The organism is Bacteroidota bacterium, assembly GCA_035506275.1.
GTDB lineage: Bacteria > Bacteroidota > Ignavibacteria > UBA10030 > UBA8401 > JAGVPT01.
Genome location: DATJPT010000014.1, coordinates 149,101 through 166,043, shown reverse-complemented (window position 1 = coordinate 166,043; position 16,943 = coordinate 149,101). Strand labels below are relative to the sequence as shown.

General features: G+C 51.2%; 15 protein-coding genes. 1 reads left to right on the top strand and 14 read right to left on the bottom strand.

From position 1 onward, the window contains the following. Positions 1 to 6: 6 nt before the first annotated feature. The 11 genes from VMF88_11280 to VMF88_11230 all read right to left on the bottom strand — a co-directional run bounded on the left by VMF88_11280 (position 7) and on the right by VMF88_11230 (position 13,555). Positions 7 to 657 carry a class I SAM-dependent methyltransferase gene (locus tag VMF88_11280; GenBank protein ID HTY11639.1) on the bottom strand — a complete coding sequence of 217 codons (651 nt, stop codon included), beginning with the start codon at positions 655 to 657 and terminating at the stop codon, positions 7 to 9. A 78-nt stretch (positions 658 to 735) separates the two neighbouring features. Next, entirely contained in the window at positions 736 to 2,244 is a 1,509-nt protein-coding gene (locus VMF88_11275; GenBank protein HTY11638.1) for a CoA-acylating methylmalonate-semialdehyde dehydrogenase, read from the bottom strand. 112 nt (positions 2,245 to 2,356) lie between these two features. Continuing rightward, positions 2,357 to 3,496 (bottom strand): acyl-CoA dehydrogenase, encoded by a 1,140-nt coding sequence (locus VMF88_11270; protein HTY11637.1) that lies wholly within the window; start codon positions 3,494 to 3,496, stop codon positions 2,357 to 2,359. 52 nt (positions 3,497 to 3,548) lie between these two features. Continuing rightward, a complete protein-coding gene (locus VMF88_11265) occupies positions 3,549 to 4,412 on the bottom strand; it encodes a 3-hydroxybutyryl-CoA dehydrogenase (GenBank protein HTY11636.1) in 864 nt (287 codons plus the stop codon). A 23-nt stretch (positions 4,413 to 4,435) separates the two neighbouring features. Further along, a complete protein-coding gene (locus tag VMF88_11260) occupies positions 4,436 to 5,614 on the bottom strand; it encodes a thiolase family protein (protein ID HTY11635.1) in 1,179 nt (392 codons plus the stop codon). A gap of 56 nt (positions 5,615 to 5,670) precedes the next feature. Further along, entirely contained in the window at positions 5,671 to 6,840 is a 1,170-nt protein-coding gene (locus tag VMF88_11255; protein HTY11634.1) for a PLP-dependent aspartate aminotransferase family protein, read from the bottom strand. 74 nt (positions 6,841 to 6,914) lie between these two features. After that, positions 6,915 to 8,162, bottom strand: a complete 1,248-nt coding sequence (gene rho / locus VMF88_11250) for a transcription termination factor Rho (protein ID HTY11633.1) — start codon at positions 8,160 to 8,162, stop codon at positions 6,915 to 6,917. 209 nt (positions 8,163 to 8,371) lie between these two features. Further along, complete coding sequence (locus VMF88_11245; GenBank protein HTY11632.1) at positions 8,372 to 9,676, bottom strand: folylpolyglutamate synthase/dihydrofolate synthase family protein; 1,305 nt, start codon at positions 9,674 to 9,676, stop codon at positions 8,372 to 8,374. A 27-nt stretch (positions 9,677 to 9,703) separates the two neighbouring features. Then, positions 9,704 to 10,645, bottom strand: a complete 942-nt coding sequence (locus VMF88_11240; GenBank protein ID HTY11631.1) for a dihydroorotate dehydrogenase — start codon at positions 10,643 to 10,645, stop codon at positions 9,704 to 9,706. A gap of 3 nt (positions 10,646 to 10,648) precedes the next feature. Further along, positions 10,649 to 11,416, bottom strand: a complete 768-nt coding sequence (locus VMF88_11235; GenBank protein HTY11630.1) for a dihydroorotate dehydrogenase electron transfer subunit — start codon at positions 11,414 to 11,416, stop codon at positions 10,649 to 10,651. Positions 11,417 to 11,443: 27 nt separating this feature from the next. After that, positions 11,444 to 13,555: a tetratricopeptide repeat protein gene (locus VMF88_11230; GenBank protein ID HTY11629.1), complete on the bottom strand. Its 2,112-nt coding sequence runs from the start codon at positions 13,553 to 13,555 to the stop codon at positions 11,444 to 11,446. Between the two features lie 131 nt (positions 13,556 to 13,686). Here VMF88_11230 and VMF88_11225 point away from each other — a divergent pair, with 131 nt between their 5' ends. Then, positions 13,687 to 14,184, top strand: a complete 498-nt coding sequence (locus VMF88_11225) for a periplasmic heavy metal sensor (GenBank protein ID HTY11628.1) — start codon at positions 13,687 to 13,689, stop codon at positions 14,182 to 14,184. Positions 14,185 to 14,252: 68 nt separating this feature from the next. Here the strand turns inward: VMF88_11225 and VMF88_11220 are convergent, their stop codons facing one another. The 3 genes from VMF88_11220 to VMF88_11210 are packed head-to-tail and all read right to left on the bottom strand — an operon-like array spanning position 14,253 to position 16,942. Continuing rightward, positions 14,253 to 15,209, bottom strand: a complete 957-nt coding sequence (locus VMF88_11220; GenBank protein HTY11627.1) for a D-2-hydroxyacid dehydrogenase — start codon at positions 15,207 to 15,209, stop codon at positions 14,253 to 14,255. A 3-nt stretch (positions 15,210 to 15,212) separates the two neighbouring features. Next, a complete protein-coding gene (locus VMF88_11215; protein HTY11626.1) occupies positions 15,213 to 16,211 on the bottom strand; it encodes an NAD(P)/FAD-dependent oxidoreductase in 999 nt (332 codons plus the stop codon). A gap of 14 nt (positions 16,212 to 16,225) precedes the next feature. Beyond that, on the bottom strand, positions 16,226 to 16,942 hold the full coding sequence (locus tag VMF88_11210; GenBank protein ID HTY11625.1) for an SDR family NAD(P)-dependent oxidoreductase: 717 nt from the start codon (positions 16,940 to 16,942) through the stop codon (positions 16,226 to 16,228). Between the last annotated feature and the right edge of the window lies 1 nt (position 16,943).

Here is a 16,943-nt window from a genome sequence, read left to right as displayed (position 1 = left end):
GAGTGACTACAACTTGGAAACAATGAGAGGAGAAGAATCGGTTCTTTTATAGACGAGCACTTGCCATGCGATCGTTGAGTTTGAATACAGCAAATGAAACCCTTGATCGATAATAGCCTTTTGCACATCATTCCAGTTGTGCCAAAAGGGATGAAAAGAACTCCGGAACAATTTTAAGACAAGGATCTGCAGCGTAAAAATGCATCTCATGATGAGGCTGTCCTTAGGATGGCTGAGGGCATAAATTGCTTTCGTCTTGCTCGTGGACGCATTTATAAGCGTTCGGTAATCTTCGTAGCAGCAAACGACCTTGTCCAGCATGGTTATATCAGCTTCCTGAATCGCTTTTGATTCGGCAACAAAATCGCCGAGGATATATTCGGCCCTCCCTTCCAGATGATTTTCCCCTGCCAGTTTTTTTGCCTGCTCCAGCATGCCGTTAGACATGTCAACGCCGACAACTGCGGCGGCCCCCTCACGCAACAGGGTTAGATGAAGTGAACCGACACCGCAGCCGATATCGAGGAGTCTTTTTGAAACGACCGGCTCCTTCCGGATGCCTTCCAACAAATATTCCTGCGTTCTCTCAAGGCCGGTTTTGCGAAAACGTTTCGCATATTTCTTCGACCACTTTGAGAAGAACTTATCTGTCGCCACGCACGCGGCCGAATTATGACAGCAAGCGGTCATTGGCTATTTACCGCTCCGTGAAGAATTTTTGAACTGACCATCATTTCAACTCATCCAGTTGACTTTCGACTCTGGATTCCATTTTACCGTTGTCTTTTTCAATTTTGAAAAGAATTCGATCGAGCTTTTTCCTGTTATATCTCCCGAGCCGAATTTGGATTCGTTCCATCCGCCGAAAGAAAACGGTTCTCTCGGAACCGGCACCCCGATATTGACGCCGACCATTCCGGCGCTTGCCCGTTCGGCAAAATATTTCGCCGTTCCGCCGCTTTGCGTAAACACCGATGCGGCGTTTCCATACGGAGAATTATTCTCAATGGCAATTGCATCGTCAACTGTTTTGGCCCGAATGACGGCAAGGACCGGACCAAATACTTCTTCCTGTGCGATGCGCATCTCTGGCCGGACAAAGTCGATGATCGTCGGTCCGACATAAAAGCCCTTTTCTTTTCCTGGCACAACGGCGTTCCGTCCGTCCACAAGTATCCTGGCTCCTTGTTTTTCAGCGTCGCTGATGTAGCCTTCGATCCTCACTTTGGCCTTCTGGGAAATGACGGCGCCGAGATTTTTCCCCGGAACGATCTTTCGCGCTTCGGCGCATAATGCTTGGATGATCCTGTCAACATTGCCGACGGCGATCATTGCCGATGCAGCCATGCAGCGCTGGCCGGCGCATCCGCTCATCGATGCCGCGACATTCGAGGCGGTCATCTCCTCGTTCGCATCGGGGAGAACGACAAGATGATTCTTTGCCCCTCCCAAGCAGAGCGCCCGTTTTAAATGAGAGGTCGCTCGCGTATAAACGATCTTCGCAACTCTGGTTGAACCGACAAACGAAACCGCTTGAATGCCCGAATGGTCGCAAATTGCCTCGACGACCCCCTGCGTCCCGTGAACGATATTAAACACGCCATCCGGAAGCCCGGCCTCTTTCAGCATCTCGGCGATCTTACATGCGCTCAAGGGTACTTGCTCTGACGGCTTGAGGATCATGGTATTTCCCAATACCAACACGTTAGGAATCGTCCAGTTCGGAACCATGGATGGAAAGTTAAAAGGCGTAATACTCGCGACAACACCAAGCGGATACCGGTCGATCCGGCATTCTACGCCTTTGCTTACCTCCAATATCTCCCCCGGCACAAGCTGCGGCATTGAACAGGCAAATTCGGTCACTTCGATGGACTTATCAATTTCCGCATTTGCCTCACTCATCGTCTTGCCGTTTTCCTCGTGCACCAACGCCGCTAGATCCCCTGCATTTTTCTCCAATAGATTTTTGTAACGATAGAATACCTCCGCACGCTCCTTGATCGGCACTGAGGACCATGTTTGAAATGCATTACTCGCAGCCGCCGCCGCGGCATCAACATCCCTTGCCGTGGAAATCGGCACCTCGGCGATCTGCTCACCGATGGAGGGATTCATCACGGGAAGATATTCTGCGCCATTCGGTTCAACCCAGCCTCCGCCGACGTAATTGTTCAACCTTTTTGTCTTTGACAAAAAGGCCTCTTGCAGCGATGAAGCAACGATATCCGCTCTGGATGGCATGGCATCCTCCTCCGGATTTATTATTCTTGGATGAAATTTTGGCATCAGCCCGCCGCCTGCATGGCGACAAGCCCTACAACCGAAAGTGCGGAAACAGCTTTATCGTACGTCTTTACTGCAACAGGGATCGGGCAATGACAATGCGCTGGATTTCCGAGGTCCCTTCATAAATTTCCGTGATTTTCGCATCGCGCAAATAGCGCTCGACGCGATATTCGCGGATGTAACCATAACCGCCGTGAATTTGAATTGCTTCGAGCGCGCATTGAACAGCAACTTTCGAGGCAAAAAGCTTCGCCATGGCCGCTGGCTGCGTGAACCTCTCTCCGGAATCTTTGACGGCCGCTGCACGCAGCGTCAACAAACGAGCGGCATCGACCTCAGTCGCCATGTCTGCAATCTTGAACTGGATAGCCTGTAAATTCGAGAGGGGCTGATCGAACGCTTTACGCTCTTTCGAATATTTTACCGCGGCATCCAGGCTTGCCTGTGCGATACCCACTGCTTGCGAAGCGATGCCGATGCGTCCGCCGTCCAACGTCTTCATCGCAAATTTGAACCCGAATCCCTCATCGCCTATTCTGTTGGCGGCGGGGACGCGAACATCTTGAAAAGCAATCGACACCGTATCGGAGCTTCGTATGCCCAGCTTTCGCTCTTTCTTGCCGACGGAAAATCCGGGCATCCCTTTCTCGACAATGAACGTGCTGATCCCCTTACTCCCTTTTGCGGAATCGGTTGCAGCCATGACCAAAACGAAGTCGGCGTTATAGCCGTTTGTGATCCAATTCTTGATTCCGTTCAGGATATAATAATCGCCGTCGCGCACTGCCTGCGTATGCTGATTTGTCGCATCACTGCCGGCTTCCGGTTCCGAGAGGGCAAATGCACCCAGCTTTTTCCCTGAAGCCAGCGGTTTCAGATAGTTCTGCTTTTGTTCTTCAGTCCCGAATTCGTTGATACCGTAGCACACGAGGGAATTATTTACCGACATAATCACGCCGCATGAAGCATCGACCCGGGAAATTTCTTCGACGGCAAGCGAGTAACTCACCGTGTCGAGCCCTGCCCCGGCGTATTGTTCCGGGACCATCATTCCCATAAACCCCAACTCACCGAGTTTCTTCACGGCATCATATGGAAACTCCTCCTTCTCGTCGCGTAATTCCGCGCTTGCCGCCAATTCATCCTGAGCGAATTGACGTGCCGTATCGCGGATCATCTTTTGTGTTTCAGTCAGGTTGAAGTCCATCGGTTCGATTTGATTGAGGTGATCGGAATGGATACGTTGTTAAGACCGGGTGTCAGGTATTCGAAGAATAGTCATAAAATCCTTTCCCAGTTTTTCTCCCGAGGTGCCCTGCCGCGACCATTTTTTTTAGCAGCGGACAGGGACGATACTTGGAATCGCCAAGCCCTTCATGAAGTACATTCATGATCGATAAACACACATCAAGGCCGATAAAATCTGCCAGCGCGAGCGGCCCCATCGGATGATTCATTCCAAGTTTCATGACCGTATCGACGGCCTCGGGCGCCGCCACTCCTTCCATCACGCAATACATGGCCTCGTTCAGCATGGGCAGCAAAACCCTGTTTGAAATAAAGCCGGGGAAATCATTCACCTCAACCGGCGTTTTTTCAAGCGACACGGCGGCATCTTTTGCCGCCTGGAAAGTGTGATCCGATGTCGAGAGCCCTCGAATGATCTCGACGAGCTTCATGACAGGTACGGGGTTCATAAAATGCATTCCGATGACGCGGTCGGGACAGTTTGTTGCAGCGGCGATTTCCGTGATCGAGATCGACGAGGTGTTCGAAGCGAGGATGGCCGTCTGCGGTGCCGCTCCGGCTATCGTCTTAAATATATCCAGTTTGATCTTTTTGTTTTCCGTCGCAGCCTCAATGACGAGATCGGAGGCGCGAACCGCCTCCGGCAGCGACTCCGAAACTGCGATCCGGCCGAGGGCTGCTGTTTTCTGATCGCCGGTAAGCGTTCCTTTTTTCACGAGCCGGTCCAGGTTCAACGCGATGGTTTTCAATCCCCGTTCGATCAGCTCCTTGCTGATATCATTGAAAACGACGTTATAGCCGTATTGAGCAAACACGTGAGCGATGCCGTTTCCCATCGTCCCGGCGCCGATGACCGCGACAGATTTAATGTTCATATATTTTTTTTCTTTTGATGAAATTAGGAAAGCTCCAGAACAATCCCGCTCGCTTCCCCGCCGCCGATACAAATTGCCGCCAATCCCCGCTTCAAATTTCTCTGCTTCAAAGCGTGAATCAACGTAACAACGATGCGCGCACCGCTCGCGCCGATCGGATGCCCCATGGCAACCGCTCCTCCATTGACATTGACCTTCGCGACATCAATTCCAAGAAGTTTATTGACAGCAAGCGGTACGACCGCAAATGCTTCGTTGATCTCAAACAAATCGACCTGGTCCATGGTCAGCCCGGCCTTTTTCAGCACTTTGGGAATGACATCGGCCGGAGCGGTTGTGAACCATTCCGGCTTTTTCGCAGCAGATGAACTCGCTACGATCTTCGCAAGAGGCCTGAGCCCAAGGGCGCGTGCTCTTTCCGCCGACATGAGAAGAACCGCAGCCGCTCCATCGTTTATTTTTGAAGAATTCGCAGCTGTCACGGTTCCGTCTTTTTGAAACGCCGGCTTCAGCTGAGGAATTCTATCGAAATTAGTCTTTTTCGGATCTTCGTCTTCTTCGACGAACAGCATTTCGCCGCTTTTTTGAGGAATACCGACCCTTATAATTTCTTCAAGAAAACGCCCCTGCCGCTGGGATTCCTGCGCCCGTCGGTAGCTGAGAATAGCATACTGATCCTGGGCTTCGCGCGGAACGGCGCATTCTCTAGCGCACAGCTCTGCCGCATTTCCCATATGGAAATTATTATAGGCATCCCACAATCCATCCCTGATCATCGAATCGACCAGCTCCGCGTTCCCCATTTTATATCCCGTACGAACTTTTTCCAGCAGGTACGGAGTGTTCGACATGCTCTCCATCCCGCCCGCAACGACGACATCGGCATCTTCAAGCTGTATTGCCTGAGCGCCGAGCATAATGGCTTTCATTCCCGAACCGCACACCTTGTTGATGGTCAAGCATTCAACCGATGGTGGAAGTCCGGCATAGATCGCTGCCTGCCGCGCGGGAGCCTGCCCTTCCCCCGCCGTCAGAACATTTCCCAAGATGACTTCATCGACGGCGTCTTTAGAGATCGCTCCACGGCGCAGTGATTCTTCGATCACAACGGCGCCGAGTCTCGGCGCTGTAAGCGAACTTAACGCTCCGCAGAACGACCCAATCGGTGTCCGGCATGCGCTGACGACAACAACATCGTTCATAAGGCTCATTTTCCGGTAAAATACAACTCTTCAATGGAAAAGGCAAAACTGGACTTCTAAAGCGATTTCAACGCAATGGCGAGATCCTCGATCAGGTCATCCCGTTCTTCTAATCCGACGGAAAGCCGAACCAAACCCGGTTCGATTGGAACATTTCCCGATGCTAATTCTTGCGGTGTGGGGGGAACAACAACTGCATACGGAATGACAAGGCTTTCTGTCCCTCCGAAGCTTGGAGCGATGTAGGGAATGGAGAGCGCATCGACAAATGTTTTGGCGCGGACTGCGGAACCGAGGTCGAAAGAGACAACGCCTCCAAAACCGCTCATTTGTTTTAGCGCCACTTGCTGATTGGGCTGTGACGGAAGTGAAGGGTAGAATACTTTTTTTATTTCGGAGCGGGAAGAAAGAAAATTAGCGATCGCTTCGGCAGATGTATTCTGATGACCAACGCGCAATGGAAGCGTCTTCAATCCTCGCGTCAACAGGTACGCGGAATGCGCATCCAAGGTACCGCCGATGGTAAAATGAAGCTCGCGAACGGATTCGATGATCGACTTTCGCGAAAGGATCACCCCCGCAAGAATGTCGTTATGCCCAGCAAGATATTTTGTGCAGCTGTGAATAACAATGTCGATGCCGAAGCTCAGCGGCCGCACATTGATCGGCGAGGCAAATGTCGCATCGACCATTGTCTTCACCTTATGCTCTTTGCAGACGGCGGCAATTGCTTCAAGGTCCTGGACGTAAAGGTGAGGGTTCGTGGGAGTTTCGAAAAGAAACAGACGCGTATTGGGCCTGATGGACGATCGGAGCGAATCGATGCTGCAGTTCTTGACAACAGAAACTTCAACGCCGAATTTTGTCAGGAGCGACGAACAAAGATCCTGCGTCCTGTGATACAATTCGTCGAGAACGAGAAGATGGTCGCCCGGTTTGAGGATCCTGAGCAGAGTTATTGCAATCGCGTACATGCCGGACGAGCAGACGAGGGCATCGGCCGCCCCTTCGAGGTCGGCGAGCTTCCGTTCTGCGACCGCGCGGGTTGGATTGTGGTATCGGCCGTATTCTTCACGCGGATCGGTTTGATCCTTGTGGCGCTGCAATTCTTCGACATTCTTAAAGAAATACGTCGATGTCAATGCGATCGACGGCGGAATGCCTCTATTCGAACGCTCCCTGTCTTCCCCCGAATGTATGCTCCGCGTCCGTATGTGTTTTCCCATGCTCTCCGTTGAAATAAAAAAACATCCCGAAAGAATCCAGGGATGTTTTTAAATTATGCCCGCCGGCTGCAACATCAACTATTCATCGATTTAAGGAAATCCTTATTTTCCTTTGTTCCCCGCATCTTTTCGAGAAGGAATTCCATCGCTTCGACGGGGGTGAACTCGCTCAGGAATTTTCTCAGTATCCACACACGGTTCAGTTCATCCTCGCCCATGAGAATTTCTTCCTTGCGGGTTCCGGACCTGTTGACGTCGACCGCCGGGAAGATCCGTTTATCGCTCAGCTTGCGGTCGAGCACGATTTCCATGTTGCCCGTCCCCTTAAATTCTTCAAAAATGACCTCATCCATCCTGCTCCCCGTCTCCACGAGAGCCGTAGCGATGATCGTCAGGCTGCCTCCTTCTTCAATATTTCTAGCCGCGCCGAAAAACCTCTTGGGCCTGTGCAATGCGTTCGCGTCGACGCCGCCGGAGAGGATTTTACCCGAGTGTGGAACAACGGTATTATGAGCACGGGCAAGGCGTGTGATACTGTCAAGAAGAATAACAACGTCGTGTTTTGCTTCGACCAACCGCTTCGCTTTTTCAAGCACCATATCCGACACCTGGACGTGGCGCTCCGGCGGCTCGTCAAACGTCGATGCCACCACCTCCGCACTCACCGAGCGTTCCATATCCGTCACTTCTTCCGGACGCTCATCAATAAGGAGCATCATCAGCTTGACGTCGGGATGATTCCGTGTAATGCTGTTCGCCATTTTTTGCAGAAGGACCGTTTTGCCGGCCTTGGGCGGGGATACGATCATACCGCGCTGCCCTTTTCCGATGGGCGACAGCAGATCGAGGATCCTCATCGCGTATTCGCCGGGGGCCGTTTCGAGCTTGATCCGCTCGTTGGGATACAACGGCGTCAGGTTGTCAAAAAGCACCCTGTCGCGGATCGTATCAGGATTCTCGTCGTTCACTGCCTCAACGCGCAGCAAGGCGAAAAACCGCTCCCCTTCTTTCGGAGGACGAACCTGACCGCTCACCGTGTCTCCTGTACGCAGACTGAATTTCTTGATTTGTGATGGGGAGACGTAGATGTCGTCGGGGGAAGGGAGGTAGTTATAATCGACGGACCTCAGAAAACCGTAGCCGTCGGGCAAGACTTCAAGAACCCCCTTGCTGAAGGTGAGGCCGTCCTTTTCAGTCTGGGCTTCCAAAATCTTAAAAATTAATTCCTGCTTGCGCAAATCACTGTAGCCGGAAATGCTGAGATCCTTGGCGATCTGATTAAGGTCAGCAATTTTCTTGGACTTCAATTCTGAAATGTCCATTGGCATGATGGAAATATCCCTTCAAAAAAATTTGATTAATGAACTCGAGGAGAGCGAACTGTCACAGTGGCTAAACGGGCCTCAAAATAGTACCGATGCTTGAATGCTTAAGGTCTGATAATTGGCAACAAACGAGGTAATCTAGAAGTGTTAACCGAAAACAAGAGCCTACCTTATTGGTTCAAATATAGAGGTAAATGCCATTATTGTCAAGGACTTTTTCGCCGGACGATCTTTAGAAGAGCCTCCAACGCCTCCCCGGCGACATAATGCGAACCGCACACTAACAACAAATCATCTTTTGTTTGAGTTCGCATTGCCAGCCGAATTCCTTCGCCGACATCGTTGCATGAACGGGCGCGGCATTTCAGCTTCCGGAATTCCTCGGCAATAACTTCAGGAGACAACGCTCTCTCGATCTGGGGCTGGACTGCAAAAACAATCGGTTTCAATGAAGCCAGCTTTCGGATCATCGAACGAAAATCCTTATCCTTCATGACGCCAAAAACAAGCACAAGTTTCCGGTAGGAGAAGGCTGCCAACGAACCAATCGTTGCGGCAACAGCGCTGGGGTTGTGGCCCACGTCGAGAATTACCAAGGGGCGTTCCCGAAGGATCTCGAAGCGTCCCCGAATCCCTGTTAAGCGGTGCACCTCTTCGATGCCGCGACGAACTGCAACGTTCGGGATTGTTATCTCTCTTGACCGCAAATATTCTAAGGCAGTGACCGCCACTTTTATATTCTCCAACTGGTATCTTCCAAGGAGTGGGGTGCGAAGATCGCTGAAGGACGATGCAGCAGTACTCATGCTAATCGAACCAATACCAGAGTGCCCAGAATCCTTCCAAGCAGCATGGAGATTTTCCGTTGTGATCAATTCGGAACCTCGCTGCCGCGCAATGTTCTTCAATTCCTGTAAAGGGCGCCGGCTCATAGCTCCGACAACACATCCTCTGCCTCGTTTAATGATCCCCCCTTTTTCAATAGCGATCCTGGTCAGAGAATTTCCGAGATGCTGCGTGTGGTCTTTGGAGATCGAGGTGATCACGGACACCTCAGGAACAAGAACATTCGTCGCATCAAGCCTCCCCCCCATTCCCGTCTCGACAACCGCGACATCAACCTTGTTATCGGCAAAATATTTGAAAGCGATTGCGGTGGTTGCTTCAAAGAATGTCGCCCGCGTCGCGTCGATTTTCGGACGAAAAAATTCGGTGTATCGGACAAGGTCGGCATCGGAGATCATCCTGCCGTTAATACGGATCCGCTCGTTGAATTGCAAAAGATGCGGAGACGTGTACAGCCCGGTGCGGTAGCCGGCAGCCTGAAGCACTGCCGCGATCATTGCCGACGTCGAACCCTTCCCGTTCGTTCCAGCAATATGAACGGAGCGAAAGCGTTGATGAGGATCGTTGCAAAAACGAAGTAATGCGCGGATGTTACGCAGTCCAAGCTTTATCCCGAAGGTCTGGAGTCCGTACAGATAATTGAGTGTTGAGCGTGTTTGAAGCACGGGGGATGATCGGCAGTATGGTAGAAATCAAAGCCAGCTCTGAATGACGGAAGCGCTCGAGTCGGCGTTCAGGCCGCCAACCAGTTGCGAAATATCCCTTATCGAATGCGCCGCGCAATACTCGGCGACACCTTTCGATATTTCGACCGCCGTGGCCGGGTTGACAAAATTCTGTGTGCCTATTTGGACGGCGCTTGCCCCAACGAGGAAGAACTCCACTGCGTCTTCCCACCCGGCAATACCGCCGATTCCGAAGACCGGAATCTTCACCGCTTTGCTGACCTCAAAAACTTTTGCCAGGGCAATCGGTTTGATCGCCGGGCCGGATAAGCCCCCCGTCACCGTCGACAACTTCGGCTTTCTGGTCCTGATATTGACCGCCATACCGATAAGCGTATTAATGACTGATACTGCGTCGGCCCCTTCGGCTTCCGCGGCGCGCGCAAAATCCGAAATATGCGTAACATTCGGAGTAAGCTTCATGATCAGCGGCTTCTGCGTCCGCTTCCTGAGCTCTTTTGTGATGAGGGCGACTTTCCCAATGTCAGTCCCGAAACTTAGTCCTCCTTCTTTCACATTCGGGCAGGACACATTTATTTCAAACCCGTCGACGCGTCGCTGCGGTTCAAGCAGTTCGAGCACGGCACAGTATTCTTCAACAGAGCTTGCAGCAATATTTGCGATTACGGCGCACGTGTGCTTTTGAAGGAGCGGAACCTTTTCTTCGATGAATTTCCGGACTCCAATATTTGCCAGTCCAATCGAATTCAGCATCCCACTCGCAGTCTCTGTGATGCGCGGCGGAGGATTACCGTCGCGCGGCTTGAGTGAAAGGGATTTTGTCATAATCCCTCCCAGCCTCTCCAACGCTACGATATCCGACACTTCATCGCCATACCCAAATGTACCGGAGGCGACAAAGAACCGATTCTTGAATCTTAGGGTTCTTACCGAAAAAGATTCTTCCATAGTCTAGAAAACAATTTCCCTAGAATCGAAGACGGGTCCGTCCTTGCAGACGAGTCGATATTTTTTCTCTTCTGTCGTTGTTTCGACTGGACACCCTTGGCAAAGGCCGATACCGCATGCCATTTCACACTCCAACGCGAGATAGCACGGGACGTTGATTCCGTTGGCATACGCCGCCAGGGATCGCATCATCGGCGTCGGACCGCAGGCAAAAATCCGCGGGCGCCGGATCGTCTGCGCATCCACACATTGCTTCACCACGTCGACCACCGTACCGTGGAAACCCTCACTGCCGTCGTCGGTTGCGATTTGAATATTGTCCAGGCCGAGCCGAACGATAGATTGCGAGGAACGTGCGCCAAGAAACGTCATGATTTGTTTAAATCCACGCAACCGGGAAGTCAAGAAAGGCAATGCCGCTACGCCAAGTCCGCCGGCCACCAGCACGGCAGTTTCGTAGTCGTCGTCCGTAAAAGGAAAAGTCCCCTTCCCCAATGGGCCAAGCACGTCGAGTGTTTCACCGGTCTTCTTTTCAGACAGCAGCCGCGTCCCGATTCCTACCACATTAAAGATTATAGAAACCATCCCCTCTTCGATTGAAAAAATACTGAAGGGACGGCGCAGCAAAGGGGCTGCGGAGCCTTCCGGTTTAACGTTGACAAATTGCCCGGGAAGCGCGGCAAGAGAAATGACCGGTGAGAAAAAGGAAAGCTGGAAAATATTTGGGGCGATTTCCCTGACAGAGGAGATCCGCGCCTGCTCTTGAATCATGAATTCCTGTATTGCATTCGTGTGTTCCTACGGTTGAAACTTCGCTGGATTAGGAGCCGGTTTAGCGTCTTTCGGTGCACTGGCGTTCTTTTTGTCCGCTTCTTCTTTTTTCTTTTTCTGTGCTGCTTCCGCGGCCGCCTTCTTCTCAACTTCGCGACGTTGATTATCCTCTTCCTGAATTTTCGGTTTGACAGCAAGTGCAAATTGAGAAGCGGGATAAACAGCCAGTAACCGCCTGTACACGGCGCTTGCACTGTCTACTTTATTCATTTTATTTTCGTAAATCCAGCCGATCGTATACAACGCCTTGGGGCAATACGGGGATGATTGGTCCTCCTGAACAATCTTATACAACAACGGCAGTGCGCTATCCGCGTGAGAGGTCTCGAAGTACGGCTCTGCATGGAGATACAATGCCTCAGCAGAATCTTTTTTGACGACAAGCAAGGGAATGCCGAGCATCCTCCGCGACTCCTGTGCGTACTGCGAATCCGGGTACCGTGAAATAACCTCTGCGTAAATTGAATCGGCCGCCTCTTTTCCGCTCTTGCCCCCTGTTTTTAATACCTCAGCCAGCGTGAACAACGCTCGCGGAGCAAAGTCGGTTTTCTTACCTTCGTCAATCACCTGTTGATACCAATACAGAGCAGAGTCCTGTCGTTCCAATTCCAAAAAGAATATTCCTGCCAGCTCGAAATGATCCTTCACAATGATCTGGCGAAGAGAATCCATGCTTTGCGTTTCTGTCGCGAACAACCGCGCGTAAGCGTCCCTTTTAAGCGAGTCAGCCCTTGCTATTGAATCCCGCCGAGCCTGCATTTTTTGAATATCGATGCTCGAATCGGGAACAACATTCCCTTTCTGAAGGATTGCCAATGCGCTATCAGCAGCGCGAACGGTGTCCGCAGCGAGAAGCAACGAATCCCGTTTCAGTCTGTTTTTCTTCGTCAGGGCAATAAGGCTGTCGCATCGGGAAAGATCGGAATAGATGATAAAGTATTTTGTCAGTGCATCCGATTTTTTCGAAGCATCGGCAGTAATGAGAGAGGCAGGATACTCAAGTTTCGCTTTGTTGTAATTCAGTGCGGCTTTTGCATAATCGACCTGAATCGTTTCATAGATCTTCCCGAGCGTATGGTAAGCCCTCGCCGATTCGTCTGTTTTAGCGTAGGTCGTATCAACAAATGAAAGCTTGGAAACTGCATCCGGGATCTTCCCCTGAGCGACATAGAGCAACCCGATTTCAAGCTGAATTTTGGGAAAATTCTCGAGATTTTTAGCATTGCTCAGTAAAGCCTCCAGCCGCCGCAACGCCTCGTCGTATTGGCGCTCCGAGATCAGAATCTTGATGTTCTCGAATTTCGCTGCGAACGACGTTGCATACTCAGGGTCGAAATCGTCGACGGCGGTAAACGCCTGCGAAGCCTTCTCTGTATCTCCGAGCGCGACATAGCAATACCCGGCTTGCAGTTCAGTCTCAGCATTCACCGCTCCATCGTTCGAGGTTTCCACCGACCGCCGATAGTTTGTGACGGCTTGGTCGTAATCCAGATTGTGATGATAATACCGGCCGATCGAGAGGGAAGCTAGTCCGGCGACCTTTTTTTCTTTCTTATCGACAGCATCCTGGTAAAGACGTTCGAGCGACTGGAGCCCCTCACTGTACCGTTTTTGACGGAGAAGAGAACGCCCATACAGCCATTCCGCCTCGAAGCGAAAATCGCTGTCGGGAAATTTTGCGAAGAGCTCGAGAAATTTCCGTTGCGATTTTAGGTCATCCCCTAAATAGAAATATGATTTTCCGATCATCAGCAGCGCGTTTTCCACCCACTTGCTTGTCGGGTAGAACGTCAGCAATTTGGATGCTTTTTCGATCGCGAGATTGAATTTATCCTTGGCGTTCTGAGAGAGTGGAGCTTCCGTTACGAGAGGAACGGGTCTTCCCAATTCCAGCGCCTGTGCCGCGAGGACATCTTTTTCAGCATCAGCGAATGCGGTCTCGGCGTTGTAGTATGTATTGAAATAGGCTACGGTATTGATATACCGTTGATTGATAAAACTGACGCCGCTATTATAAACTGCGCACCCCTGAAGAGAGAAAAGTAAAACAGCAAGGAATAAAAGATAAGGTCGGCGCATGATTGTGCTCATGGTGGCAGTAAGATACTCAAAAGATGATTCTTTTTCAAGAACAGTTCGGTTAAACTTCCATCCTGAAGGCGTTGTCATAGAGATATCATCCAATTCATGTTATTGCGAAAGGAGTCTTTATGAAACAAATCTTAGCCGCGATGCTCATCGCCTCGATCACGGTCATCGCTAACGCTCAAGAACGATCGTCCGAGCCCCCGGCGAATAAACCGAGAGAGCACATGCGTATGGAACGAGATAATCCCATGGCCCGGATGAAGCTAACCGACGACCAGAAAAACCAGTTAAAGGATATCCGGTACCACACCGACAAAAAGGCCATTGAACTCCGTTCACAACTGGCGCTCTCAAGGCTCGAGCTTAGCCGTCTTCTCTCGTCCGATTCGCCCGATCAAGAAGCGATCGAGAAAAAAATAAACGAGGTCTCAGCGAACGAAAGTGCGCTCCACGTCAACAAACTGAACGGCTGGTTCGAAGCGAATAAGATCTTGACACCCGAACAGCAAAAAGAATGGCGCAAGGTTCTTCGCACAGAAGCGATGGCCCACATGCGGACGCGCCGTTTTGCCGGCAGGCACCCGCACATGGAAGGCACAAGCCCCCGCGACCGGTCTTAGAGTTCAGCGCACCTGCGGGAAACACGACCTTCTGCCGGCGCAGTGGCTGCGTCTTCTGCGGTACCGCGCTAGTATCCTTTTACTTTGTCGACGACGGTCGAGAGCGGCTTGCCGTCGAGAAACAATCGCAAATTTTCGATAAATATTTCTGTGAGGAGATGGTAATAATGAGGAATCGGACCGCCGATATGAGGAGTGATGAAAATATTCTTGGCGCTCCAGAGTTGGTTATTTTTCGGTAAGGGTTCTTCTTCAAACGTGTCGAGTGCGGCAGCTTTAATCGTCCCCTGTTCCAGCGCCTTAAGAAGCGCCTCCCCGTCCACTGACGCCCCTCTGCCAAAATTATAGAACACCGCACTCGGTTTCATCACAGCGAATTCTTTTTCGCCGAACATCTTTGTAGTCAGCGGTGTCAGCGGGGTGACGTTGACGACATGATCCGCGTCGGCCAGCATTTCACGCAGTTGGAACGGGGCCATCACCCTGTCGACGAATTCCACCGGTTCCGGAGTCCGCTTTGTACCGATAACCCTCATGCCGAACGACTTTCCCACCCTCGCCATTGTGCTTCCTATCGAGCCTAGTCCGGCGATGCCGAGCGTCTTGCCGATAATGACGTCCGATTCTCTGATCAGCGTTCCCGTCCACTCGCGGTCTTTCTGAAGGTCGTGGTACGAATACAGCTTTCTGGCGATCGATATCATGACGCCGAAGAGGAGCTCGGTCATCTGATATTTGTGCATCCCTCTGGAACAACAGAGCGTAACGTCACTTTGAAGGAGTTCCGGATACAAAAATCGGTCAGCGCCAACGGTGGATATTTGCACCCACCGGAGGCGCGGCATCGACAAAAATTGATCCCGCGGAATATCCCCGAACAGGATTTCCGCGGAGTGGAATTGTTTCTCGGCTTCGTCAAGACGAGGATGGTAGTGAACTTCGATAAGCGGAGAGACATCATTAATCTTCTGCAGCTGATTGGGCGTCAGCGAATAGGTGATCAGAAGCTGGTGACGGGCTTGCATCGTTTACTTTTTCGATTTCAAATCGCTGCTGTGGCCGGGGAAAAATCTTGCCTTCGGGTCGATGAATGCCTTGATATTGTTCACGGCTATCGCCGCTTCTCCGAATCCGGTCGCAATGAGCTTCAACTTTCCAGGAAAGGTCGCGATATCGCCGGCAGCGTAAATGCCGGGAATATTGGTCTCCATCTTGGTCGTCACTTTAATATCTCCTTTTTCGATTTCCAATCCCCAATCGCGAAGGGGACCAAGGCTGGCGACAAAGCCTAAATTAAGAAGAAGATGGTCGACTTTCAACGTTTCCGATTCGCTCGTCCGGTTGTTCCTTATGACGACTTCCTCGATTGAGGAGCCCCCCTTCACCGAATCGACCTCAAACCAGAGCTTGACGTCCGCTTGAGAAGACATCAATTTTTTAACGCTGTCTTCATGAGCCCGAAATTCATCCCTTCGGTGAATGAGCGTAATGTGTTTTGCGGTGTCCTGCAAATTGAGCGCCCAGTCGACCGCACTGTCGCCCCCTCCGACAATCAATAGTTTTTTTCCCTTGAAAACCGACTTGTCCTTCACAAAGTAGTGGACATGGGTGTTCTCAAATTTTTCTATTCCGGCCAAGTCAAGCCTTCGCGGAACAAAAGCTCCTATGCCAACGGTCAGAAGAAGCGCCTTTGTATCATGTTCTCCCCCGTTGTGCGTCAACAATCTTAATAGTTGCTGCCCATCGACTTCATCCGGCCGGAGCGATTCAACTTTTTCGCTCAAGCAAACGCTCGGGCCATGATGGAGGCCCTGCTCGATGAGGTTTTTCGCAAGGTCCTTTGCGACCACCTTTGGAAAGCCAGCGACATCATAGATGTACTTCTCGGGATACAGTGCCGTGAGCTGCCCCCCTAGCTCGGGGAGCGCGTCAATAATTTTCGTCTTCATGTGGCGAAGGCCGGCGTAGAATGAAGCGAAGAGCCCTACCGGACCGCCGCCAATGATCGTGATGTCAAACAGATCCATGCTTATTAATGCTGCTATGATCTTGGGTTTATTGTAGGACGAATATCGATCTCACTCACGTTGCTCCGCGCCGGCATTGAGAGAGCAAAAAGAACCGTGTCAGCGACATCTTGCGGCTGGATAATTTTTTCCGAATCTTTACTATGATCGGAAAAAGAAGTGTTCACCGATCCCGGGCAGATCGAAACGACGCGGATATTGGAATCCCTTACTTCCAGCATCAACGAGCGGGAAAAACCGATCAAGCCCCATTTTGTCGCGGAATAAATAGCCCCTCCCACAAACGAATTTTTTCCGGCGAGTGATGCGATGTTAATAATTGCACCGCTCTTTTGCTGTGTCATTATGGGGATGACCGCTTTGCAGCACAAGTACACCCCCCGCAAATTCACCTTCATCATTCCATCGAATTCCTCAACGGAACTATCTGCAACTTTGGAAAATATTCCGTGTCCCGCATTGTTGACAAGAATGTCGACTGTACCAAACGCCTTTGTTGATGTCTCAATAAGTCGAGCAACATCAGCTTCCTCAGAGATGTCAGCACGTACGGCGATACATTGTCCCCCGTTGTCACGAATTTCTTTTTCAGCCGGATCCAGACCCTCACGATGGCGTGCCGCCAGTGTAACTTTGACACCCGACCTGGCCAATGAAAGAGCAATGGCCTTGCCGATGCCTTTGCTCGAACCGGTTACAATCGCCGTCTTGCCTGCTAATGATTCGCTCATC